This window comes from Streptosporangium sp. NPDC023963, assembly GCF_040639135.1.
GTDB lineage: Bacteria > Actinomycetota > Actinomycetes > Streptosporangiales > Streptosporangiaceae > Streptosporangium.
The window spans coordinates 17,804-41,277 of record NZ_JBEZZK010000013.1 but is presented as its reverse complement, the minus strand read 5'-3'; the positions used below and the strand labels follow the sequence as shown (position 1 = coordinate 41,277).

The 23,474-nt window shown below is 72.2% G+C and carries 18 protein-coding genes; 11 read left to right on the top strand and 7 right to left on the bottom strand.

Features of this window, described 5'->3' with window-relative positions:
• Positions 1-70: 70 nt before the first annotated feature.
• Both AB0F88_RS31110 and lxmK read right to left on the bottom strand, forming a co-directional pair.
• The gene (locus AB0F88_RS31110) at positions 71-1,096 is read right to left on the bottom strand and encodes a T3SS effector HopA1 family protein (RefSeq protein WP_362692043.1); all 1,026 of its coding nucleotides are present in this window, start codon (positions 1,094-1,096) and stop codon (positions 71-73) included.
• Entirely contained in the window at positions 1,093-2,181 is a 1,089-nt protein-coding gene (lxmK, locus tag AB0F88_RS31105; protein ID WP_362692040.1) for a class V lanthionine synthetase subunit LxmK, read from the bottom strand. Before lxmK ends, AB0F88_RS31110 begins: the two co-directional genes overlap by 4 nt.
• A 403-nt stretch (positions 2,182-2,584) precedes the next feature.
• On the opposite strand from lxmK, the gene AB0F88_RS31100 reads away from it, so the two are divergent.
• Both AB0F88_RS31100 and AB0F88_RS31095 read left to right on the top strand, forming a co-directional pair.
• Positions 2,585-3,607, top strand: a complete 1,023-nt coding sequence (locus AB0F88_RS31100) for a radical SAM protein (RefSeq protein WP_362692037.1) — start codon at positions 2,585-2,587, stop codon at positions 3,605-3,607.
• Positions 3,604-5,352 (top strand): ABC transporter ATP-binding protein, encoded by a 1,749-nt coding sequence (locus AB0F88_RS31095; protein ID WP_362692035.1) that lies wholly within the window; start codon positions 3,604-3,606, stop codon positions 5,350-5,352. Before AB0F88_RS31100 ends, AB0F88_RS31095 begins: the two co-directional genes overlap by 4 nt.
• 123 nt (positions 5,353-5,475) lie before the next feature.
• On the opposite strand, the gene AB0F88_RS31090 is transcribed toward AB0F88_RS31095, so the two are convergent.
• Entirely contained in the window at positions 5,476-6,474 is a 999-nt protein-coding gene (locus tag AB0F88_RS31090; RefSeq protein ID WP_362692033.1) for a zinc-dependent alcohol dehydrogenase family protein, read from the bottom strand.
• 100 nt (positions 6,475-6,574) lie between these two features.
• On the opposite strand from AB0F88_RS31090, the gene AB0F88_RS31085 reads away from it, so the two are divergent.
• The 3 genes from AB0F88_RS31085 to tuf all read left to right on the top strand — a co-directional run bounded on the left by AB0F88_RS31085 (position 6,575) and on the right by tuf (position 10,162).
• The gene (locus tag AB0F88_RS31085; protein WP_362692030.1) at positions 6,575-7,495 is read left to right on the top strand and encodes an AraC family transcriptional regulator; all 921 of its coding nucleotides are present in this window, start codon (positions 6,575-6,577) and stop codon (positions 7,493-7,495) included.
• A 310-nt stretch (positions 7,496-7,805) separates the two neighbouring features.
• Positions 7,806-8,678 carry a hypothetical protein gene (locus tag AB0F88_RS31080; RefSeq protein ID WP_362692027.1) on the top strand — a complete coding sequence of 291 codons (873 nt, stop codon included), beginning with the start codon at positions 7,806-7,808 and terminating at the stop codon, positions 8,676-8,678.
• A 317-nt stretch (positions 8,679-8,995) separates the two neighbouring features.
• The gene (gene tuf / locus AB0F88_RS31075; RefSeq protein ID WP_362692024.1) at positions 8,996-10,162 is read left to right on the top strand and encodes an elongation factor Tu; all 1,167 of its coding nucleotides are present in this window, start codon (positions 8,996-8,998) and stop codon (positions 10,160-10,162) included.
• Positions 10,163-10,312: 150 nt separating this feature from the next.
• Here the strand turns inward: tuf and AB0F88_RS31070 are convergent, their stop codons facing one another.
• Complete coding sequence (locus tag AB0F88_RS31070; protein ID WP_362692021.1) at positions 10,313-11,422, bottom strand: aldo/keto reductase; 1,110 nt, start codon at positions 11,420-11,422, stop codon at positions 10,313-10,315.
• 566 nt (positions 11,423-11,988) lie between these two features.
• Positions 11,989-13,104, bottom strand: coding sequence for a serine hydrolase domain-containing protein (locus AB0F88_RS31065; RefSeq protein ID WP_362692018.1), 1,116 nt, complete (start codon positions 13,102-13,104; stop codon positions 11,989-11,991).
• A 283-nt stretch (positions 13,105-13,387) separates the two neighbouring features.
• On the opposite strand from AB0F88_RS31065, the gene AB0F88_RS31060 reads away from it, so the two are divergent.
• Both AB0F88_RS31060 and AB0F88_RS31055 read left to right on the top strand, forming a co-directional pair.
• The gene (locus AB0F88_RS31060; RefSeq protein WP_362692015.1) at positions 13,388-14,113 is read left to right on the top strand and encodes a MarR family transcriptional regulator; all 726 of its coding nucleotides are present in this window, start codon (positions 13,388-13,390) and stop codon (positions 14,111-14,113) included.
• A gap of 266 nt (positions 14,114-14,379) precedes the next feature.
• Complete coding sequence (locus AB0F88_RS31055; RefSeq protein ID WP_362692012.1) at positions 14,380-15,588, top strand: phosphatase PAP2 family protein; 1,209 nt, start codon at positions 14,380-14,382, stop codon at positions 15,586-15,588.
• Between the two features lie 174 nt (positions 15,589-15,762).
• Here AB0F88_RS31055 and AB0F88_RS31050 read toward each other — a convergent pair whose 3' ends face one another.
• Positions 15,763-16,368 carry a TetR family transcriptional regulator gene (locus AB0F88_RS31050; protein ID WP_362692009.1) on the bottom strand — a complete coding sequence of 202 codons (606 nt, stop codon included), beginning with the start codon at positions 16,366-16,368 and terminating at the stop codon, positions 15,763-15,765.
• A gap of 282 nt (positions 16,369-16,650) precedes the next feature.
• Between AB0F88_RS31050 and AB0F88_RS31045 the strand changes: the two genes are divergently transcribed.
• Both AB0F88_RS31045 and AB0F88_RS31040 read left to right on the top strand, forming a co-directional pair.
• A complete protein-coding gene (locus tag AB0F88_RS31045) occupies positions 16,651-17,601 on the top strand; it encodes a PLP-dependent cysteine synthase family protein (RefSeq protein WP_362692006.1) in 951 nt (316 codons plus the stop codon).
• 496 nt (positions 17,602-18,097) lie between these two features.
• On the top strand, positions 18,098-19,822 hold the full coding sequence (locus AB0F88_RS31040; RefSeq protein ID WP_362692003.1) for an ABC-F family ATP-binding cassette domain-containing protein: 1,725 nt from the start codon (positions 18,098-18,100) through the stop codon (positions 19,820-19,822).
• A 202-nt stretch (positions 19,823-20,024) separates the two neighbouring features.
• Here AB0F88_RS31040 and AB0F88_RS31035 read toward each other — a convergent pair whose 3' ends face one another.
• A complete protein-coding gene (locus AB0F88_RS31035; RefSeq protein WP_362692000.1) occupies positions 20,025-21,113 on the bottom strand; it encodes an NAD(P)/FAD-dependent oxidoreductase in 1,089 nt (362 codons plus the stop codon).
• A 57-nt stretch (positions 21,114-21,170) separates the two neighbouring features.
• Between AB0F88_RS31035 and AB0F88_RS31030 the strand changes: the two genes are divergently transcribed.
• Entirely contained in the window at positions 21,171-21,512 is a 342-nt protein-coding gene (locus tag AB0F88_RS31030; RefSeq protein ID WP_362691997.1) for a metalloregulator ArsR/SmtB family transcription factor, read from the top strand.
• 109 nt (positions 21,513-21,621) lie between these two features.
• Positions 21,622-23,322 carry a GAF domain-containing sensor histidine kinase gene (locus AB0F88_RS31025; protein WP_362691994.1) on the top strand — a complete coding sequence of 567 codons (1,701 nt, stop codon included), beginning with the start codon at positions 21,622-21,624 and terminating at the stop codon, positions 23,320-23,322.
• The last annotated feature ends 152 nt before the right edge of the window (positions 23,323-23,474 follow it).

Below are 23,474 nucleotides of genomic sequence, written 5' to 3'. Positions count from 1 at the left end.
ACCGTCGCGACCTCGGCGAGCGAGGTGTAGGCGTCGGCGCCCTCCATCAGGATCTCGGTGGACATGGTGTTCACCTCCTTTCCTGGATCTCGCGGGTTCCGGACCCGGGTTCGGGTCCGGTGGTCTCGAAGGGGAGCGGCGGCGAGGCGAGGTTGCGGTGCACCGCGCCGGGCATCGCCCCGGCGGCCCGCAGCGCCTCGGTCACCGCCTGCTCCCGGTCGCCGCCCTGCCCGGCGCAGGCCACCAGCCCGGCGGCGACGGCCTGGGAGCGGTGCTCGCCGAAGCTCAGCCCGCGCATCCCAGGCCGGAGGTCGTGCGGCTCCCAGGCCCAGCCGACGCCGCGGCCGAGCGCGGCGACGTAGAGGGACAGGTCCTCGCGCAGCCCGCCGGCGGCGGCCGCGGCCGCGGCGACGTCCGGGGCGGCGTGCCAGGAGCGCCGCCCCAGATAGACGACGACGCTGTCGCGGCGGGGGTAGTGGTCGCGGGCCGAGAGCACCTTGGCCCGGTAGGGCAGCCGCAGCTCCTCCAGCCGCGCCAGCATCGCGCCCCACAGCCCGGGGGCCGCGTCGGGCGTCCGGGCTCCGGCGTACACCCGCACGCAGGCGCCCTCCTGCATACCGTGGCCCTGCGATCCGTTGACGAGCAGGAAGCCGGGCGACAGTGCCGGCAACACCGCCGGCAGGGTGACCCAGCGCGACAGCCCCCCGCCGGTCCCGGCGCCGGTCTCGGTGCGGGTCTGGTCGCGGGTCTCGGTGCGAGCCTCGGCGCCGATCCGGTCCTGCGGGATCAGTACGCGCACGCCGTTCAGCCGGACCACCGCCGGCGAGCCGGGCTCCACCGTGGCCAGGACGCGGGTGCTGTCGTGCGGGACCATCGCGCGAAGCGCCTGCTCGAAGCCGGGGTCGTGCGGTGGCCTGCGCGGCTGCTCCCTGTGCGGGTCGCGGCCGGTGTGGAAGGCCTCGTACAGCGCGTCGGCGAGCACCTTGCGCAGGGCCTTGGGGCCGCCGGCGGTGATCTCCCGGCCGTCCACGGTGGCCGAGGTCAGGTCCGCGCCGACGCGTACCCGCTCCAGTGCCCGCTCCAGTGCCCGCGTCATCGTTCGTCTCCAAGGCCCAGGATGGTGGTGAAGGCGGCGGGGTCGAGCAGGAGCCTGCGCCCGACGCCGGCCGCGGCGCGCTCCAGGGGGGACAGCCGCCCGCGCCGGTGGCCGGCCACGATGAGCCGGTCGATCAGGTGCCAGCCGGCGAAACCCGCCGCCCTGGCCGCCAGCTCGCCATCCGAGCGCGCCGCGGGCCTGGCCTGCAGGTAGCCCGACCAGAAGGACTCGACGCAGGGCCGCAGGGCCTCGAAGCGGCGGGTGCCGTTGGCGACGACCTCGCGCTCGTTCGGGGTGTCGTCGCCGCCGGCCATGCCGAGCACGCCCCGGTAGAGCCATTCGCCGGCGAAGGCGCCCACGTCGCGCGCGGCGTCGGCCGCCCTGGCCTCCTCCCAGTCGGTCAGGTAGAGGGTGTCGTCGTGGTGCAGGAACTGGTCGAGCCGGATGTCGCAGTGCACCGGGACGCGGGGGGCGCTCCGCTCCCACCGCGCCAGCTCGCCGATCGCCTCGACGATCGCGGGGTCGTTGTGCAGGATCGCCCACGCCTCCAGCTCGGCGCCGCTCGCGGCCGCGTAGACGCTCAGCGGGAGAGCCGACAGGCGGCCGAGCGGCGGGACCGGCGGCGGCGAGGTGTCCTGGGCCACCGTCGGCGGCGCCTGGAGGGTGTGGAGCGTTCCGATCTGCAGGCCGGCCGAGCGGGCCAGCTCCCAGGTGAAGTCGTCGTCGGAGGCGAGGTCGGCTCCGCTGCGGGCGTCCTGCAGCAGGGTGAAGGCCACCAGGCCGGATTCGGCGTCGCCGCCCAGGAACCGGGGCGCGTTGATCACCTGGTGTCCGTCGAGCAGCGCGCTCATCGCCCTGGTCCGCTCCACCCTGAGCCGGACCAGGTCCGCCTCGCCGAGGGTCTTCTTGACGAAGACCGGGACGCCGGCGTCGGTCACCCCCGCCCAGCTGTCGTTGCGGCCGAAGAACGCGGTGATCGCGTCCTGCCGCAGCGCTCCCAGGCCGAGCTCGGTGAGGAAGCGGGTGACCTCGGGCACCTGCTCCAGCGGTACCGGCTCCAGCGTCAGCCGCTCACGCACCGCCATCGCCGGCTCCTGGGACAAGGGCCGCGTGCGCGGCCGGTACGCGTTCGTCGTGCATGGTTGCGTCTCCCCGTCGTCGGAACGGACGTCCGCGATCCCCGGGCCGGACACGACGTCCGAACGTGACGTCGGACCGTGTCCGGCTGACCGCGGTTCAGAGCATGCAAGGCGCTACTTGCGCCGCACTTGGAGGCGACTGCAGGTGCAGGTGGCGAGGACGGCGCCCGCCGTCACAGCGAGCGTCGCCACCATCGTTTGCGCAGGTCACAGCCTTCTGGGTGGTTCGTGGCGGGCGGGGGCGGGCGCCCCGCCCGCTTGGGGACACGCTCCAGCCGCTTCCAAGTGCGGCACAAGCGGCGCCGCGCATGCTGGCGCCCACCGACCGTCAGGCGTTGAAGGGAATGCCATGAGCAGCCTCAAAGGGCCCGGTACCGTCACCTGGGACGTCACCTATGCCTGCCCCCTGCGATGCACGCACTGTTACTCCGAGTCGGGCAGGCGGCCCTCTCGCCAGCTGGGCCACGACGAGATGCTCCGGGTCGCCGACGCGATCGTCGCCCTGGGCCCGGAGTCGGTGGAGTTCGCCGGCGGCGAACCGCTGCTGGTACGGGGGATCTTCGACGTCGCCGAGCGCATCAGGCAGGCCGGCATCGCCGTCAACCTCTACACCGGCGGCTGGACCTTCACCCCGCGGGCGGCCCGGGACGCCGTCCGGGTCTTCTCCCGGATCACCGTGAGCGTCGACGGGGCCAGCGCCGAGGTCCACGACGGGATCCGCGGACGGGCCGGCTCGTTCGAGCGGGCGATGCGGGCGCTGGCCATCCTCGACGAGGTCGCCCCGCACCACGAGGTCAGGTTCGGCATCGACTGCGTGGTCACCCGCGGCAACCTCCACCAGATGGAGGAGTTCTGCACCGCCGTCGCCCCCCGCTTCGCGAACATGGCGTTCCTCATCTTCGGCGCCGTGCTGCCGTCCGGGCTGGCCAGCAGGCCCGGCTTCGAGGGCGAGCTGCTCACCGGACAGGAACTGAGCACGCTGGCGAGCCCCGAGCGCGTCACGCACCTGCGATCCCTGGCGCCGCCCTCGGTGCAGGTGATGACGACCGACAACTTCCTGCTGCAGATGAACCCCGACATGATCGCGCGCTACGGCTTCCCGATGATGCAGGTGGAGCCCGACGGGCAGGTCCGGGCGATGCCCATCTACGAAGGGACCGTGGGAAGCCTGCTGACCGACGATCCCCTCACCCTGTGGCAGCGCTCGATCGAACGCTGGCGCGACCCCTTCGTGGTGGAGACCCTGTCCTCGATCCGCTCGATGCGCGACTGGGCCGAGGCGACCCGGCGCCTGGACCACCACTTCGGATCCGAGGAGGTCCGCCGCCGCATAGCCCTTCGCCCGGCCTACCTCGCTCCCGCCTCGGCATGAGCCGCGCGCACGGTTCCTGGCGGCCGCTGCTGGACCACCTGCGGCCCCACCGCGGCCTGCTGGCGCTCGGCGGGGCGCTCACCCTGGCCGGCTCGCTGGCCGGGCTGGCGATGCCGCTGCTGGCCAAGACGGCGGTCGAGGCGTTCGGCGCGCAGCGCTCGCCGGCCGGGCCGCTGCTGGGCCTGACCGTGGTCGTGCTCGCGGCGGGCGCGCTCGCCGGCGCGCTGGGCAGGTACGTGCTGGAGCGGATGGGGGAGGGCATCGTCTACCGCGCCCGGCGCGACCTGGTGGACCGGATGCTGCGGCTGCCCGTCTGCGAGGTGGACCGGCTCAAGCCCGGCGACCTGCTGTCTCGCGTCACCTCCGACACCACCTTGCTGCGCGCGGTGTTCACCGACGGGATCGTCGAGTCGGTCACCGCGGTGTTCATGCTGGTGGGCGCCGTGGTGATGATGGCGCTCATGGACGGGCCGCTGCTGCTGGTCACCGTGGGCGTGCTCGTCCTGGTCGGCGGGCTGGTGGGCCTGGTCATGCCGCGGATCCGGCGGGCCTCGGTCCAGGCGCAGGAGTCGGTGGGGGAGATGGGCGCGGCGCTGGACCGGGTGCTGCAGGCCTTCCGCACGGTCAAGGCCGCCGGCGCCGAGCAGCGGGAGATCGACGCGGTGGCCGGCGCGGCCCGCCGGGCCCGCGACCGCGGTGTCGCCGTCGCCTGGTGGACCTCCGTCGCGGGCACCGCCTCCTGGGGCGCCGCCCAGCTCACCTTCGTGGCGGTGCTCGGCGTCGGCGGGGCCCGGGTCGCCTCCGGGGCCCTGCAGGTGTCGTCGCTGGTGGCCTTCCTGCTCTACCTGTTCTACCTGGTCGCGCCGATCGCCCAGCTGCTGCAGGGGCTCACCCGGGTGCAGGGCGGCCTGGCGGCGCTCAGCCGGATCCGGGAGATCGAGGACCTCCCGGTGGAGGAGACCTCGCCGCCGGGCCCGGGCGGCACGGACCGGGTGCAGGCGCCGGCCGGCGTGAGGTTCGAGAACGTGGCCTTCGGCTACGGCGGCGGCCGCCCGCCGGCGCACCACGAGGTGTCCTTCGCCGTCCCGGCAGGCGGCGTGACGGCGCTGGTCGGCCCCTCGGGGGCGGGCAAGTCCACGGTCTTCGCCCTGCTGGAGCGGTTCTACGAACGCCAGGGCGGCGAGATCAGCGTCGACGGGCGCGACATCCGGCAGTGGCGGCCGGCCGAGCTGCGCGCCGCCCTCGGCTACGTGGAGCAGGACGCGCCGGTGCTGGACGGCACGCTCCGGCAGAACCTGGTCCTGGCGGCGCCGCACGCCTCGGGCGAGGCCATCGGGCGGGTGCTCCGGCTGACGCGGCTGGAGGAGCTGGTCGCCCGGCTCCCCGCGGGGCTGGACAGCGAGGTGGGTCATCGCGGCGTCATGCTCTCCGGAGGCGAGCGCCAGCGGGTGGCCATCGCGCGGGCGCTGCTGCGCCGCCCCCGCCTGCTCCTGCTGGACGAGGCCACCTCCCAGCTCGACGCGGTCAACGAGCTGCTGTTGCGGGAGGTGATCGCCGAGGTGTCCTCGGAGACCACCGTGCTGGTGATCGCCCACCGGCTGTCCACGGTGGCCGGCGCCGACCGGATCGTGGTGATGGAGGGCGGCCGGGTCAGGGCCACCGGTACCCACGCCGACCTGCTCGGCACCGACGACCTGTACCGCGAGCTCGCCGCCACCCAGTTCCTCGCCGCCCGGCCTGCCTAGGACCTGTACCAGGTTCGGATCCGCAGGCCGGCCGGAACCGGTCGTGGACGGTGGCGCACGGCTCGTACTCGACATCGGTGAGCTCTCCACGCGCCATGACCTCGGGGTGCGTCCGGGGCCGGTTCAGTGCTGGACGGTGACGACGATCTTGCCGAACCGAGTGTTCGATTCCAGGTAGTGGTGGGCCTCGGCGACGTCGGCCAGGTCGAACGTGCGGTCGATGACGGGGGCGAGCGTCCCGGTGCGCAGGCCCGCCCCGATGAAGGCCCTGGCGCGCGCCAGGCGCTCCGGGTCGGCGGTGATGAGGTCCACGTTGAAACCGTGCACGGTCAGCGGCCAGTTCAGCGGCAGGGGAGCCGGTCGCGGGTCCAGCCAGCCGTACACGATCAACAGTCCGTCCGGTGCCACCGCGAGCGCGGTCTCGCTCAGCCCCGGACCGGCGATCGCGTCGAAGACGATGCGTGCGCCCCGGCCGCCGGTGACCTCCCGCACCCGGTCGGGGAGGTCGCCGCTCTCCCCGTCGACGAGCGCGTGAGCCGCCCCGGCCTCCAGCAGCCGGGCGGCCTTGTCCGCGCTCCGGGTGACCGCGATGGGCACGGCACCCACCTGGTTGGCCACCTGGATCGCCGCCAGCCCGACGCCGCTGGACGCGGCGTTGATCAGCACCCCGTCGCCCGCCCTGACCCGCCCCACCTCGACCAGGGCGCCGTAGGCGGTCAGGTACGTGGTCCACACGGCCGCGCCGGTAACGGCGTCGAGCGTGTCGGGACGGTGCAGGAGCAGACGCGCCGCGACGTTCACTCGTTCGGCGTACACGCCGTGTTGTGACATCTCCTCGTCGCCGGCGACACACACCGCGTCACCCGGCGCGAAGCCCGTCGTGCCCGGCCCGATCTCCTCGACCGTCCCCGCCGCCTCGAAACCGATGCGGGAGCCGGGCAGCGTGGGCTGGTAGTAGTAGCCACCAGAACGGAACATCGCATCGGCCCGGTTGATCCCGATGGCCTCGATCCGGACCCTGACCTCGCCCGGACCGGGCCGGGGGAGCTCGACCTGTTCAATCTTCAGTACCTCGGGGCCACCGAGTTCGTGGAAGCGCACGGTGCGCGCGTATGTCGTCATGGTGCGACGCTACGAGACCCGTCGGAGACGCTCCATGCCAGAAAGTCTCCGATTCCTGTCAGGGCGTCTCACGCCATGGACGAGTGGTTAGGCTTCCATCATGGACGTGCTCAGCGACGCGATCATGGCCATGCGCACCGGCGTGCCGCATTCCTCGCGCACCTTCCTGCCCGCCCCATGGGGCATGCGCTTCGCCTCCTCCGGCGGGGCGGGCTTCCACGTCGTGCTGCAGGGCTCCTGCTGGCTGCTGATGCCGGGGCGGGAGGCGATCCGGCTCACCCCGGGCGATGTCGTGTTCCTCGCCCACGGTCGCGGCCACGCCATCGCCGACGACCCTGCGACACCACTGGTCGACGTCGTCCGGGACGAGGCGGGAGAGTGGGTGCTGACCGAGGAGGCGCCGCCGGGCCCCGGACCGGCCACCATACTGCTGTGCGGCGCCTACCGGCTGAGCCGCGCGCGGACGCACCCGCTGCTGTCGGGACTGCCCGACCTGGTGCACCTGCCGGCCAGGATCGGCGCGCACCCGGCGCTGCGCGCCGTCGTCGACCTGCTGGGCGCCGAACTCGATCACCCCGGTCCCGGCTCCGGCGCGCTGGTGCCCGCGCTGCTCGACTCGATGCTGCTGTACATCCTGCGGGCCTGGCTGCACGAGCATGCGGAACAGGCCGCCACCGGCTGGGCGGCGGCGCTGGCCGACCCGGCGATCGCCGGCGCGCTGCACGCCCTGCACCGCGACCCCGCCCACGCGTGGACCGTGCAGGAGCTCGCCGACCGCGCCGGGTTGTCGCGGGCGGCCTTCGCCAGGCGGTTCGCGGCCGTCGTGGGGCAGCCACCGCTGGCGTACCTGACGTGGTGGCGGATGACCGTGGCCGGCCGGCTTCTCGCCACGAGCGAGGCGCCGCTACGCGTGGTCGCGCAGAGGGGTGGGTACTCCTCGGAGTTCGCTTTCGCCAAAGCGTTCAAACGGGAGTTCGGCATGCCGCCCGGGCAGTACCGGCGCACCCGGCCGTGGTCGTGACGGGGGTGGACCTGCAACGGAACCGTTTCGTATGGTGAGTGCCTTCCCGCAGGCCAGAAACGGCGTGCAAGCGGTGATCGGCATGGCCGGGCGATCAGGCCACGCTGCCGGCCGCCGTCCGCTCCGGCCGGCGAGGCTCAAGAGCCGGCGGCGCGGACGAGGTCGGTGACACCGCCGACCGGCGAATCGCAGTAGATCGCGATTGCGTCACTTTCCCGGCAACCGGAGCTCGCCAGGATCCCCTGGGGCAGTGGGCGACGAACCGCGCCGCCCACTGACGCGTCTACTGGATATGCGGATATTTCCAGTCGTGTCACTCCTCGTACTCGTGGCGGCCTGCGGTTCCGCGCGGGCACCGGTCACTGCCGGCGAGTTCACCGACCGAGCCCGTGAGGTCGCCGAACGCTGGCAGAGCTCGGCGGAGCGTGAGCCCTGGATCTCGGGGTTCGTCCCGCTGCGGAACCTGACCGTGGAACCCGATTGGGAGCGCACGCCCCGGTGGGTCGGACGGAGCATGATCAACAGTGCCTGGAAGCTGGAGAGCGAGCTCTCGGCAAAGGCGCCTGCCCCGGCCGAGCTGCGCTGGAACGACGGGAGCACGCTGAGCGTGCCGGTCCTGACGGCCACGGCCGCCTACGCCGGGCTCAGCAAGCCCAAGTCCTTCGTCGACGAGGAGTGCCCCGCCGGCAAGGGGTGCCGGCCTCTGCGCGTGATCGCGGTGGCGCGGGGCGAGGCCACGATGCCCAGCAGCAGGGGAGACGTGCGGGTGCCCACGTGGGACTTCACCGTGCAGGGCGTGCCGAAGCCGTTTCGGCGGGTCGCGGTGGACCCGGCCGCGATGGGCGGGCCACCGCGGCCACTGGACGACGGGATTCAGGAGGTGCGCACCTACGAGGTGCGCACCCCGACCGAACTTCGGTTGAGCTACCTGCACGGCACCTGCGACACGACGCACGGCTCACGCGTCCACGAGACACCCCGAACGGTGGTCGTGGACGTCGATGTCCGGCAAGACGACGTGGAATTCTGCACTGATATGGGGAAAATCGACCGGATTGGTGTCACGCTGCGCGAGCCCCTGGGCCGCCGGGTGGTGCTGGACTCCAGCAGCGGGGTGCCCCTGCTGGAGCAGAGCGACATCTACCTGGCCGAGTTCCAGAACTACGACCCGCGCCGCTCCTAGCCCGGCGACACGTAGGCCTCGGGGGAGGATCGGATGCCGGCGGCGGGAACACGACCTCGACAGCCGTTGAAGATCATCTTCCCCTCCCGGAGGGCGGGGAATAATTCGTTGTGCGCCGCTGCTGAGGCGGTCACTATGGTCACCATGTTCCGGCACGCTCGCCTCGTGACACCCGCCGCCGCGGGTGCCCTCGAGCGTGTCCGCGACGGCCTGGAGCGCTGACCTCTTCCCGTGAGTCCCGAGGTGACCCGGCGGGGGGAGGTAGCCGGCCCGTGACGGGTCACCACGGATCCAGGCAGTGCGAAGGAAGAGACATCATGGCCAAGCAGGCCTACGTGCGCAACAAGCCGCACCTCAACATCGGCACGATGGGACATGTCGACCACGGCAAGACCACGCTGACCGCCGCGATCACCAAGGTGCTCGCCGAGCGCGGGCAGGCCACCTACACGCCGTTCGAGCGGATCGACCGTACCCCCGAGGAGCACCTGCGGGGCATCACGATCAACATCTCGCACGTCGAGTACGAGACCGCCACCAGGCACTACGCCCACGTGGACATGCCGGGCCACGCCGACTACGTGAAGAACATGATCACGGGGGCGGCGCAGCTCGACGGCGCGATCCTCGTCGTGTCCGCCCGGGACGGCATCATGCCGCAGACCAGGGAGCACGTCCTGCTCGCCAGGCGGGTGGGCGTGGAGCACCTGGTCGTCGCGGTCAACAAGGCCGACGGCGCCGACCCCGAGCTGGCCGACCTGGTCGAGCTGGAGCTGCAGGACCTGCTCGCCGAGCACGGCTACCACGACGTGCCGATGGTGCGGGTGTCGGGGCTGCGGGCGCTGGAGGGCGACCCCAGGTGGACGGCGTCGGTCCAGGCGCTGCTGGCGGCGGTGGACGAGCACATCCCCGTGCCGGTCAGGTACGTGGACGCGCCGTTCCTGATGCCGGTGGAGAACGTGCTCACGGTGAGCGGCCGGGGCACGGTCGTCACCGGCGCCATCGAGCGGGGCACCGTGCGCGTGGGCGACTCGGTGGAGGCCGTCGGGCTCGGCGACGGGTTCGGCGCGGTGGTCACCGGGGTGGAGACGTTCGGCAAGACGATGGAGCGGGGCGAGGCGGGCGACAACGCCGCCGTGCTGCTGCGCGGGGTCAGGCGTGAGCAGGTGCGGCGCGGAATGGTGCTGGCGGCCCCGGGCAGCCAGCACGCCCGCCGGTCGTTCACCGCCAGGCTGTACCTCCTGACGTCGGAGGAGGGCGGGCGGCGCCGGCCGATCGCCTCCGGTTACCGGCCGCAGTTCTACCTGCGCACCACCGACGTGCCGGGTGAGCTGACGCTGCCCTCGCCGGCCAGGCCCGGCGACACCGTGCAGGTGTCGGTGGAGCTGGGCAGGGCGGTGGCGCTCGAGCCGGGGCTCGGCTTCGCGATCCGCGAGGGCGGGCTCACGGTCGGCGCCGGCACGGTCCTGACCGTGGCGGACTGACCGCTCGCCGCCGCACCGCGTGGGACGGGCCCGCCCGTCCCACGCGGGCATCCGGCCCTCACCCCTCCTGACCCCTCCTGCGCGGGCCCGCGCAGGAGGGCGCCGGGGGCGCCGGGGGCACCGGGGGATCGCCGTGGCGGGCGGCGTTCCTCAGCCGCCGGCTTCGGGCGTCCAGTTCCGCACGACCGGGGCGTACTCGGCGGGCTTGTCGCCGACCTTGAGGCCGGGGTTGACCAGCCAGCTCTGATAGGCGGGGGTGAACATCTGGTAGACCGACGCGGGGGGCACCGAGCTCGCCTCGTCGAGCTGGGCGCGCAGTTCGGCCGGCAGCTCGACGTCGAGCGCGGTCAAGGTGGTGTCGAGCTGGCCGGTGTTGCTCGCCCCGACGATGGCGGCGGCGACCCCGGGCTGGGTGGCGACCCAGTTGAGCGCGACCTGGGCCATCGTCAGCCCGAGCTTGTCGGCGACGTTCTCGAGCGTGGCGAGCAGCCGCCATTCCCGCTCGGTCCGCGACTGCCCGGGCGAGCCCGCGCCGGTGAGCCGGCCCTCACCGGTCAGGCCCTGGTCGGCGTGGCGGTACTTGCCGGTGAGGAAGCCGCCGCCGAGCGGGCTCCACGCGGTGATGCCGAGCCCCAGGCTCTGCCCCATCGGCACATGCTCGGTCTCGATCGCCCGGTCGATGAGGGAGTAGGGCAGCTGCAGGCTGATCACCGGCTCCAGGGAGTGGGCCTCGGCGTAGGTCTGGGCCCGGGCCGCGTACCAGCTCGGCACGTCCGACAGGCCCGCGTAGCGGATCTTTCCGGCCCTGGTGAGGTCGTCGAGGGTGCGCATGACCTCCTCGACGGGAGTGATCCGGTCCCAGGTGTGCAGCATGAACAGGTCGATGTAGTCGGTGCGCAGGCGGCGCAGTGACGCCTCGACCGCTCTGATCATGTGCTTGCGGCCGTTGCCCCCGGCGTTGGGGTCCTTGGGGTCGACGCTGTTGGTGAACTTGGTGGTGAGCACCACCCTGTCGCGCACCTTGGCGGTGGCGATGAGGTTGCCGAGGATGGTCTCGCTCTCGCCCGCGGTGTAGAAGTCCGCGGTGTCGACGAAGTTGCCGCCCGCTTCGAGGTAGCGGTGGAAGATGGCGCCGGACTCCTGCTCGGTCTTGCCGTACGCGGCGTGGAAACCGCCGGTGCCGAAGTTCATCGTGCCCAGGGCCAGCCGGCTGACGCGCAGCCCGGAACGTCCGAGCAGGTAGTAGTGATCCAAAGCCATGAGGTGTCACTTCCGTTCGTGGGCAGAGCCCGGCAGACCGGTCCGTCCCGGCTCCTGCGAGCGGGCGGGGCCCGGAGTGTCTCCCGGAGGGAGTCGATGTCAAGGACGGGTGGGCCTGCGCGGCCGCGACGCCTGCCCGGGCGGTCCGGGCGGACCAGGCGGGCCGGGGCGGCAGCCGGAGGCACGTCCCTTCTGAACCGTGCGGTCCAGTCATCAGCTTGCGGACGAAAAAATGGACTGTCAAGTCCAAAATGTGGGGTCGAAACGCCACGGCCCGGCCGCCTTCTCACCGGCCCCGCCCGGCGCGGACCACGGCGGCGAGGACCCCTGGCCCGGGGCCCTCACCTGATCGCGGGCCGAGCCCGCGTCCGCCGGGATCCCGGGATCCCGGCGGCAACGAGGAGATTTCCCCGTACTTTCGCCGCTCCCGCCGTTCCCGCCGCTTTCCCGTACTCCCGCCTACTCCCGCCTACTCCCGCCTACTCCCGCCGTGGCGAACGCACGCCTGCCGCCGTCACGCGCCCCGGCGGCCGTGCCGATCGAAGAGGATGTCAAGGGGGCGCGGGTCAGGCGGCGGGGCGGAAGGCCGCGTCGAGGACGTCGACGAACAGTCCCACGGGCGGCATGCCCCAGTCGCCGTTGACGTTCTGGGCGACGACGCGCCTGCCGTCTCGCGTGCCGTACAGGTACGACCAGGTTCCGGTGATCATGCCGCCGTGGCCGTAGACGGTGGTGCCGCAGGGCAGGGTGACCGAGGAGACGCCCAGGCCGTAGCTGTAGCCGTCCAGCCACTTGCCGTCGGGGACCGGGGTCATGGTGAACATCTCGTCCTGCTGGGCGGGCGGCAGCAGCCGACCGCCCAGCAGGGCGCCGAGGAAGGTGTTGAGGTCGGAGGCGGTGGAGATGATTTCGCCGACCCCGAAGGCGTACGACGGGCTCAGCTCGGTGACGTCGTGGGCCGGGGCGTCGGCGTCGGGCAGCATGAGCTTGGAGTAGCTGCTCGTGTGGGGGCCGCGGAAGCCGGTCTCGCCGCCGGGGGCGTAGGTGCCGGTCAGCTTGAGCGGGCGGGCGATGCGGCAGGCGACGGCGTCGGCGTACCGCATGCCGGCCGCCTTTTCGATGATCATGGCGGCGAGGACGAAGTTGGTGTTGGAGTAGCCCCAGCCCCGGCCGGGCTGGAAGTCGGCCGGATGGGAGACGGCGATCTTCACCAGCTCCTCGGGGGTCGGCCTGTCGAAGCGGTGCTCCAGCAGCTTGGGCGTCCAGTAGCGCTCGAGCATGCCCTCGTCGAGGGTGTAGGCGAAGATGCCGCTGGTGTGGCCGAGCAGCCGCCGGACGGTGATCTTGCCGCCGTCGTGGCCGTTGCCCTGGACCAGGCCGGGCAGCCACTTCTCCACCGTGTCGTCCAGGCTCAGCCGGTACTCGGCGGCCAGTTGCAGGACCAGGGTGGCGGTGAAGGTCTTGGTGATGCTGCCGACGCGGAACTGCTCCTGCGGGGTGCGCGGGCGGCCGGTGGCGATGTCGGCCACGCCCGCCGAGCCGAACCACCGTTGTGCGCCGTTGCGGATCTCGGTGATCGCACCGGGGTAGCCCTGCTCGGTCACGGCGGCCTCCAGCAGGCGCTGAACCTCGGCCTGGCCGGGGACGGTCAGATTCGCGGGGGTAGCGGCCTGGGTGTTCATGGGGAGTCTCCTTCGGAAGGGCGGCGGGGCTGATCGCCCACTTTGTCGTCGATCTTCGCGACGAGGGAAAAGCTACGTTGCATACAACGTATCGTCAATCACAAATATGCGAAGCAACAGAGTATTCGCAGTTCAAGTGCCTATATTCGTTGCATGGAAATTGCCGATTAATGCAACTTGGATCGTCACGAGTTGCAGGTCGTCGCTGCCGGATGCACACTGTCCGTCAACCGGAATCCCCTCGGCCGCGCGCGGGCGGCCGGGCGACCAAAAGGCGGACGCCGTGCCCGGAGACAGGCTCACCCAGCAGGACCGCCGTCAGATCGCCGATGGACTGGCCGGCGGGCTGACCTACGCCGAGATCGCCCGCCGCCTCAAACGGCCCACCTCGACCGTCACGCGTGAGGTGATGCGCCACGGCGGCCCCGGCGCCTACCACGCCGACCACGCCCAGCGCGCCGCCGACCGGCGCGTCCACCGCAGGACCACCACCCCCGCGGCCGCACGCGGTGACGCCGACGCCGGCGGACGCGACCTGCGAATCGTGCGCGAGGTGGCCGACCGGCTCACCGACCTGCTGGTGCAGGGAGGGATTCCACAGATGATGGCCAGAATGCTGGCGGCCCTGTACACCACCGACAGCGGCAGCCTCACCTCCGCCGAACTCGTCCAGCGCCTTCAGGTCAGCCCGGCCTCGATCTCCAAAGCGGTCGGCTACCTCGAAGCCCAGGAACTCATCCGGCGCGAACGCGACCCCCGGAGCCGGGCCGAGCGCTACGTCATCGACGACAACGTCTGGTACCAGGCCATGGTGGCCAGCGCCCGCGCCAACGCTCTGCTCGCCGACACCGCCCGGCAAAGCGCCCGCACCCTCGGCCCGGCCACCCCCGCCGGCGTCCGGCTGGAGAACATGGGCCAGTTCCTCACCCGCGTCGGAGAAGACCTGGTCCGCTCGGCCGAGCACTGGCGCGAGGTCTACGCCGCCCCCCGGACGAGCGAGCACGGGTAAACCCGGCGTCGATCGCCCTCGTCTGCTTGCGGCCAGACCTGCTCGATCGCCCGCGTGCTCGGGTCGGCGTCACCGAAGCAAGGGGGAAGATCGCTTTTGGTCTGCTTTTTACGGATTATTCGGTCGTCGGGCTGCTGAGACGGGTGGGATCGGCGTAGTACTTTGCTCGCATGGCTTCCTCAAGCGATGCAAGGTCGACCGCCGGCTTGCGCCGGAAAGCCGTCAGGGTGGCCATCGCGGGAATCGTTGCCGGGGCGCCGATCTGCTTGGGCTCGTCGGTTGCGTACGCGTCGGACGGGGCGCCGCGGGCCAACGCCGTCGTCGTCTGGGACAGGAACGCCCAGATCGCCATGTGGGACGTCGCCCGGCAGCAGCCGCCGGAACAGTCCCGCAGCGCCGCCATGGTGCACGGGGCCGTCTACGACGCGGTGAACGCGATCGCGGGCACTCCGTACCAGCCGTACCTGACCGCGCCTCGCGTCAAGGGGGCCGCGTCAACGGACGCGGCCGTGGCGAGCGCCGCCTACCGGGTGCTGAGCGCGCTGTTCCCCGGCCAGCGGGAGAGGCTGACGACGCAGTACGACGAGGCGCTGGCCGGGATTCCGGCCGGCGACCCCAAGCAGCGTGGCATCGCGGTCGGCGATCAGGCCGCCTCGGCGATGATCGCGGCGCGGAAGGACGACGGGGCCTACGGCGACCAGACCTGGGCCGTGGGTACCGAGCCCGGACAATGGCGGCCGACGCCTCCCGCCTTCGCCTCGAGCGGCGCCTGGATCGCTCACCTCAAGCCGTTCCTCATCCCCAGCGGGTCCATGTTCCGCACCTCCGGCCCGCCGGCGCTCACCAGCAGGCGCTATGCCAAGGACATCAACGAGGTCAAGGAGATCGGCTCGAAGACCAGCACGGTCAGGACCGAAGACCAGACGCAGGCCGCGATCTGGTGGCACGACCGCGACGGGGGCGGCGACTGGGAGATCAAACGCCAGCTCGCGACGACGCAGCGGCTCAGCACGCTCCAGACGGCGCGGATGTACGCGATGGTGAATCTGTCCAAGGCCGATGCCACGATCGCCTGCAACAGCGAGAAGGCGGCCTGGCACTTCTGGCGGCCGATCACCGCGATCCGGGAGGCCGGCACCGACGGAAATCCGGACACGAAGCCCGATTCCGGCTGGGAGCCCCTGCTCGACACGCCGCCGCATCCCGACTTCACCTCCGGGCACACCTGTTCCACCGGGGCGAGCATGTCGTCACTGGCCCACTTCTTCGGCCGGGACGACCTGTCCTTCAGCGCGTTCAGCCCCCAGGCGGGTGCCACCAGGTACTACCACAGCTTCTCGCAGGCACTCGCCGAGGTCATCGAGGCCCGAGTGTGGGGTGGCATCCACACCCGCTCGGCGGATGTGCAGGGGGCCGTGATCGGCAAGAAGGTGAGCGCGTACATGGGGGCGCACTACTTCAAGCGCGTGAACTGAATCCTCGGCGGCGACATCCCCGGCCGCGGAAACCCGGGAACCCGTGAACCCGTGAACCCGGCGCGGCTCCTCACCCCGGCCCCGCTCACCGACGCCCGGGCTCCCGCCGGCCACGACGCCGGGGACCCGGCGGCGCGAAGGTAGGCGATTCACCGACGCCCGGGCTCCCGCCCGCTACGGCGCCGGGGACCCGGCGGTGCGAAGGTAGGCGATGCCCATGTCCAGGGCGGCCTCCAGGTGGGCCGTCTGACCGGTGGACATGTGGATCAGAACACCTCCCTGGATGCCGGCCAGCAGGGCGGCCGCCGCCCGGTCGGGGTCCAGGCCCGGGTCGATCTCCCCGGCCTCCTGCATGTGCCGCACGCCGGCGGCGATCTCGGCCTGCCAGCGGTGCATCAGCTCGGTGACCACGGCCTGGGCCCCGGGCGTGCTGCCGTCCAGCTGCGCCACGACGGAGCCGAGCGGGCACCGGGGGCCCTGGTCGCGGTAGCGCTCGACGACCTTGTCGCGCCACAGCCGCCAGCCGGGCCAGGAGGTGAGATCGCCGAGCTGGGGCCGCTGGTCCTCCAGCACGCGGTCGGCCTCGAACCGGGCCACGGCCAGCAGCAACTCCTCCCGCCCGCCGGGAAAGTAGTGAAACAGCTGGCTCTTGCTCGTCGCCGTCACGGCCAGCACGTCGTCGAGGGTCGTGGCGGCCACACCGTACTCGCGGATGTGCGCGGCCGCCCCCTCGAGAACGCGCTGCCGCGTCGCGGCTCCCTTGCGGGTCAGCGAGCGCATGACACCCCCTGAACTGGACTTATCCCCTCATTTTATGGCGAGCGTCTCGCGGCGGGCGACCGGGCCCGGAACCGGGGCGGGACCGCCGCCGCGACCACGGCGCCGGGCAGGCCGAGGCCAGGCGCGACAGGACGAGCGTCCCGCGGGAACAGGCCCCCCGCCACCCTCGTTGTGAAAGGTGTTTCGCGACCCGTCACGGCGACCCCCACCACAGGCCCACGACCAGGCCCACGACCAGGCCCACAACGAAACAGGCCCACGACGACACCCGGGAGCCCATCGATGCCGCCGGCCATCTCATCCATCACCGACACCGTGGGCGACACCCCGCTGGTACGGCTCTCCCGCGTCGTGCCTCAGGGATCCGCCCAGATCCTCGTGAAACTGGAAAGCGGCAACCCCACCGGCAGCTACAAGGACCGGATGGCGCTGGCCATCATCGAGGGAGCCGAACGCAGCGGCGCGCTGCGGCCCGGCCGGCGCGTGGTGGAGTTCACCGGCGGCAGCACCGGCTCCTCGCTGGCCTTCGTCTGCGCGGTCAAGGGCTACCCGCTGTCGATCGTGACCTCGGACGCGTTCTCCCCCGAGAAACTCCGCACCATGCGCGCGTTCGGCGCCGACCTGACCGTGCTGCCCAGCGAGGACGGGCAGATCACCCCCTCACTGTTCGACCGCATGCGAGAGGAGGTCGACCGGATCGTCGAGCGGGAGGACGCTTTGTGGACCGACCAGTTCAACAACACCGACGCCCTGGCCGGTTACGAGCGGATGGGCCGCGAGATCCTCGACCAGGCCGCCGCCGGGGGAGTGACGGTGGACGCCTTCTGCGCCGGCGTCGGCACGGGAGGCATGCTGGCCGGCGTCGCGACCGCGCTGCGCTCCGGCGGCCACCCCACGCGCTTCGTCGCACTCGAACCCGCCACCTCGCCGATCCTCACCCAGGGCCACGGCGGCCCGCACCGTGTCGAGGGCATCGGCACGGGCATGATCCCGCCCCTGCTCACCTCCGACGCCTACGACGAGGCCAGGACCGTCGACGAAGATCGGGCACGCGGCCTGGCCCTGCCGCTGGCACGCCACGAAGGGGTGTTCGCGGGCACCTCCTCCGCGGTGAACATCGCGGGCGCGCTCGAGCTCGCCCGCGAGCTGGGCCCCGGCCGCTCGGTGGTGACCGTCGCCGTCGACACCGGTTTCAAATACCTCAGCGGCGACCTCTTCGGCCTCGGCGAGTAGCACCGCACACCCCGCCGCACACCCCGCCGCACGACCCCCGCACGGGGCCGGCCCCGCCAACGGACGACCGCAACGATGTAAAATGCCCGGGACCGAAACGAGGAGACCAGACATGGCAGGCGACGACGACATCTCCGGGTGATACCGGAGACCGATCAGCCCCGGCAGGCGCGCATGACCGCCGACGTGGCCAGGTCGTCATCGCCTGAATCCCTGTCCCGACGCCGGGCGGCTCCGGCACGCCCGGACCACGTACGCACGAGGTCTCCCGCATGTCCCACACATCCACCACCCGCTCCAGCCTGCCCTTCTCCCGCCCCGGCCCCCGGCCTGACGACACGCCCGCCCCCGCCCCGGTCGGTGGCCGCACAGGCCTCACCGCCTCCGACGCCCCGAACATCCCCACCCCGCCACACCTGATCGGCGAAGAACCCCGACCCCCGCGACGCGACCACGCCGGCCGGCGAGCGGCCGCCGAAGACCGGCAGGCCCGCCGATGAGCGACGCACTGCTCGCCCACGATCTCGTACGGACCCTCGGCACCCGACGCGTACTCGACGGCGTCTCCCTCACCGCCGCCCCCGGCCACCGGATCGGGCTGATCGGCGAGAACGGCGCGGGCAAATCCACCCTGCTACGGCTGCTGGCCGGAACCGACACCCCTGACTCCGGCACCGTCGCCCGGCCGGCCGACCTCGGCTTCCTGCACCAGGAAATGCCGTTCGACCCACAGGCCACGATCGCCGACGTCCTCGACGACGCCCTCCACCAGGCCCGCACCGATCTCGCCGAACTCGACCGCCTCACCAGGGCACTCACCGACGCCCCGCACGACACCGCCCTGCTCACCGCCTACGGCGCCAGACTCGACCAGGCACAACGACACGAATCCTGGGACGCCGACCGCCGCGCGAAAATCATCCTCGACCGCTTCGGTCTCGGCGACCTCCCGCACGAACGCACCCTCACCTCACTGTCCGGCGGCCAGCGCGGGCGGCTCGCCCTGGCCGCGCTGCTGACCAGACGGCCCACCGCGCTGCTCCTGGACGAGCCCACCAACCACCTCGACGACACCGCCGCGACGTTCGCGCAGGAACAACTCCGCCACATGACAGGAGTCGTGATCGTCGCGAGCCACGACCGGGCCTTCCTGGACGCGGTCTGCACCGACCTGATCGACCTCGACCCGGCGGTGAACGGCCCCGTCCGCTACGGAGGCGGATACAGCGCCTACCTGGCGGAAAAACACGCGCAACGCGAACGCTGGCAACGACGCCACACCGAAGAGCAGGAAGAGCTCGACGAGCTGCGCCGCGCCGTCGCGGTGACGGCCCGCCGGACACCGACGGACGGGCTGAAACGCGACAACGAGAAAATGGGATACGGACACGCCGCCGGACGCGTACAGAAACAGATCTCGCGACGAGTGCGCGACGCCGCCCGCCGGCTCGCCGAGCTGGAACGCGACCGGCTCCCCGCCCCACCGCCGCCACTGCGCTTCCGCCCCCGGACCCCGCCCACCCGCACCGCCGCCACCGCCGCCACCGACATCGCCGAACCCGGTACCACCCCCTCCCGCGACCCCGCCTCCCACGCCCCCGCCTCCCGCGACCCCGACGACCGGACCCTGCTGTCCCTGCGCGACGTACGGGTGCCAGGACGTCTGCGCATCGACCGGCTCGACATGGCACCGGGGGAGCGGCTGCTGATCACCGGCCCCAACGGAGCAGGCAAGTCCACACTCCTGGCGGTGCTGGCCGGACGGCTGAACGCGCAGGGACGGATACGGCGAAGGCCCGGACTCACCATCGGACTGCTGACCCAGGACACCACCTTCGAACGACCCGACCGCACGGTGGAACAGGCCTACGAACTGGCGCTCGGCACCGAGCGCGCCGAGGCCGTGCCGTTGCGCTCACTCGGCCTGATCGGCGCGCGCGACATGAACCTGCGGGTGGGGGAGCTGTCGGTCGGCCAGCGCCGCCGGCTCGCCCTGGCACTGCTGGTGGCCGATCCCCCCGAGCTGCTCCTGCTCGACGAGCCCACCAACCACCTCTCGCCCCGCCTCTCCGACGAGCTGGAGGAGATGCTGGGCGCCGAAGGCCCCGGCGCGATCGTGATCGCCAGCCACGACCGCTGGCTACGCTCACGCTGGCGGGGCCGCCATGTCCGCCTGTCTCACGAACAGGCTCCGGCGCTCCGCACCGACCCACCCGACTGAGCGCCAAAAATCCAACAAGAGCAGATATTCCCCCTGGTGGCGGGGAGAGGCCGCCCGGGGTCGCGTTCGCAGCCTGGAACCGTGCACGCTTCCTGACGTGACAGGGACGTGATAGGGACGTGACAGGGGAGATCGCGGCCGGCGTGGTCCCGGGGGTGGTGGGGGCGTTCTCGGCGGCGGAGAACCGGGAAGGCGCCCTTCGTCATACGCCCGCCAGAAAGCGACGGGTGCCGAGGTGGGCTTTGAGCTTGCGGATGAGGTGGCGGGCGTCGCGGCCCACGCCACGCAGGGTGTTGGAGGCGGGGGTGCGCTGCCATTCCAGGCCGAGGAAGCCGAGCCCGGGATGGGTGGTGGACAGGCCCCGGTCATGGCGCGGGTGGCCGCGCCCGTCCAGGGCGCCGAGCCCGTTCAGGTAGTCGAGGCTGGGCCGGTATCCGGTGGCCAGCAGTACGACGTCGACGGGTTCGCGGCTGCCGTCGGCCCACACCACGCCGTCGCCGTCGAGGCGGGTGAACATCGGGCGCCGCTTCAGGCGGCCGTCGCGCAGTGCCTGGCGGTAGGTGCCCTCGTCCAGGACGGGGACGGCGGGCGGGGTGGTGACCAGGCGGGCGGGCAGGCGGTCGAAACCGGTGACGGTGAACCAGAAGTGCAGGTCCTTGCCCAGGGGGCGCTGGTCGACGAAGCGGATCGGCGTGCGGGTGGCCAGGGTCACCGTGCTGGTCTCGGCGAGTTCGCAGGCGATCTGCACGGCCGAGTTGCCGGCGCCGACCACGACGATGCGCCGGCCCGCGTACGGCAGGGGGCCGGTGTAGGCGGCGGCGTGCAGGACCTCGCCGGTGAAGCCGTCGCGGCCCGGCAGGAGGGGCAGGTGAGGGCGGTCGAACGATCCGCTGGCGGCGATCACGGCGGGCGCGTTCAGCGTGCCGCCGTCGGCGAGGTGTACGGCGAAGCCAGCGCCTCGGGCACCGCGGTGGGTGTCGGCTTCGACGGCGGTGACGCGGGCGCCGGTGCGGATCTCGGCGCCCCCGCGGCCGAGATCGCGGGCGTAGCGGGTCAGATAGTCGACGACCTCGTCACGGTGCGGGTAGCGGTCGGGATCGCCGCCGAAGGCCAAGCCGGGCAGGGAGCTGTAGCGGGCGGGCGAGAACAGGGTGAGGCTGTCGTAGTAGCGCCTCCAGGAGCCGGTGACCTGGCCTGTCGCCTCCAGGAGCGTCGGAGTCAGGCCGGCGTCCAGAAGGGCTCGGGCGGCGGCCAGGCCGGCTTGGCCGCCACCGACGACGATGGTGTTCATGCGCCGCATCGTATCGTCAAATCAAGAAATGACAATATGAGGGGTAGAGTCGCCCCCATGGAGACGGGGAGTACCGGCATCGAGCTGACCGAGGCCGCGCGCGGCTTTCTCAAGGCGATGGCCAGCGACACCCGCCAGCAGATCCTGATGCTGTTCTCCGGCGGGATCGAGCTGACGGTGGGCGAGGTCGCCGAGCGGATGGCGCTGGCGCAGTCGGCCGCCTCCACCCATCTGGCGACGTTGCGCGACGGCGGGGTGCTGAGCGCCCGGCGGGAGTGGAAGACGGTCTACTACCGGGCCGACCCCGTCCGGATCGGCAGGGCACTGAGCGATCTGCAGGCCGGCCTGCAGGCCTGCTGCCCGCCCGACGCCCGCACCCCGGGTGCCGGCTGCGGGTGAACCCCGCCCGCAGGTCGGCCCACTGATTCGGAAATCCTCTAATCAACAGACGTGGACGACCTCCGGTGTGGGGTGGGCGTCGGCTCAGCCGGATGCGAGACTTCGCTCCATGACAGAAAAGGAGCCGCGTTCCCTGATCCCGAACATGCGGCTGGACGAACTGCTGTCGGAGCTGCAGGGGCGCCTGGAGGCGGTGCTGGCCACCCGCGACCGGGTGCACGCGCTGCTGGAGGCCGTGGTCGCGGTGGGCAGTGACCTGGATCTGGAGACGGTGCTGCGCCGGATCGTGGAGACCGCCACCACCCTCGTCGACGCCACCTACGGCGCGCTGGGCGTGGCCGGGGACCACAGCACGCTGCTGCAGTTCGTCCCGGTGGGTTTGAGCGAGGAGGAGATCGCCAGGATCGAGCACTGGCCGCACGGGCTGGGCCTGCTGGGGTTGCTGATCAAGGAGCCGCAGACGCTGCGGCTGGCTCACATCACCGACCATCCGGCGTCCTACGGTTTCCCGCCGGGTCATCCGCCGATGGGGTCGTTCCTGGGGGTGCCGGTGCGGGTGCGCGAGGAGGTGTTCGGCAACCTCTACCTGACCGAGAAGCGCGGCGGAGGGGAGTTCGACGCCGAGGACGAGGCGATCGTGACCGCGCTGGCCACCGCGGCCGGCGTCGCCATCGAGAACGCCCGCCTGTACGAGGAGAGCCGCCGCAGGGAGATGTGGCTGCAGGCCTCGGCGGAGGTCACCACCAGCCTGCTGTCGGGCGCCGAACCGAACCAGGTGCTCACCCTGATGGCGGGCCGGGCCCGAGACCTGGCCGCCGCCGACCTCACGATGATCATGCTTCCCGATGCGGACCGCGAGGTCCTGCACGTGATGATCGCCGACGGTCCGGGTGCCGACGGGCTCGGCCGGGCCACGGTGGACGTCATCGGCTCGCTTCCGGGCAGGGCCCTGCTGGGCGGTGAGCCGGTCATGGTCACCGATCTCGGCGAGGCGGACCTGCCCGCCGCCCTCACCCGGGATCTGACGGTGGGTCCCGCAGCCGCGGTGCCGATGGGGGCGGCCGGGGCGGTGCGGGGGGTGCTGGTGCTGGGCAAGCGACCAGGCCGTATCCCGTTCAGCGGCGGCGAGCTACGGACCCTGCACTCCTTCGCCGGGCAGGCCGCGGTCGCGCTGGAGCTGGCCGAGGCCCGCCAGGACGCCGAGCGGCTGGGGTTGCTGGAAGACCGCGACCGGATCGCCAAGGACCTGCACGACGTCGTCATCCAGCGGCTCTTCGCCGTCGCCATGACCTTGATGAGCATCGTGCGGTTCGTCGAGCATCCCGAGGCCTCAGGCCGGCTCCAGCACGGGATCAACGAGCTGGACGAGACCATCCGGCAGATCCGTTCGACGATCTTCGCGCTACAGACCCCCCGCCAGGCCGACGAGCCCAGCCTGCGCGCGCAAATCGTGGAACTGGTGGAGGGCGCGCGCGGGCACCTGGGCTTCATGCCGGGCCTGCGGATGGAGGGACAGCTCGACAACAAGGTGCCCGCGCCGGTGGCCGAGCACCTGCTGGCCGTCCTGCGCGAGGCGCTGTCCAACATCGTGCGCCACGCCAAGGCTTCCAGGGCCGACGTCTTCGCCGAGGCGGCCGATGACCGGCTCACCCTCACCGTCACCGACGACGGCGTCGGCCTGTCCGGCGAGGGCAAACGCAGCGGCCTGCGCAACATGGAAGAGCGCGCCACCGCGCTCGGCGGCTCCTTCGAGGCCGGCTCCTCCCCGCAGGGAGGGACCCGGCTGACCTGGCGTGTCCCCCTCACCTGACGAGCGACGGGGCATCGGTGAACACCCACGGATACCCGCCTGCGTACGCCCCGACGCTCTGCGGCCCCGGCCGGTAACCGGCCCCCGGCCAGGGTCGCTGGGGGGGGGGGCGGGCCGGGCCCCGCCCCCCTGGCGGGGCCGGGGGGAGGGCC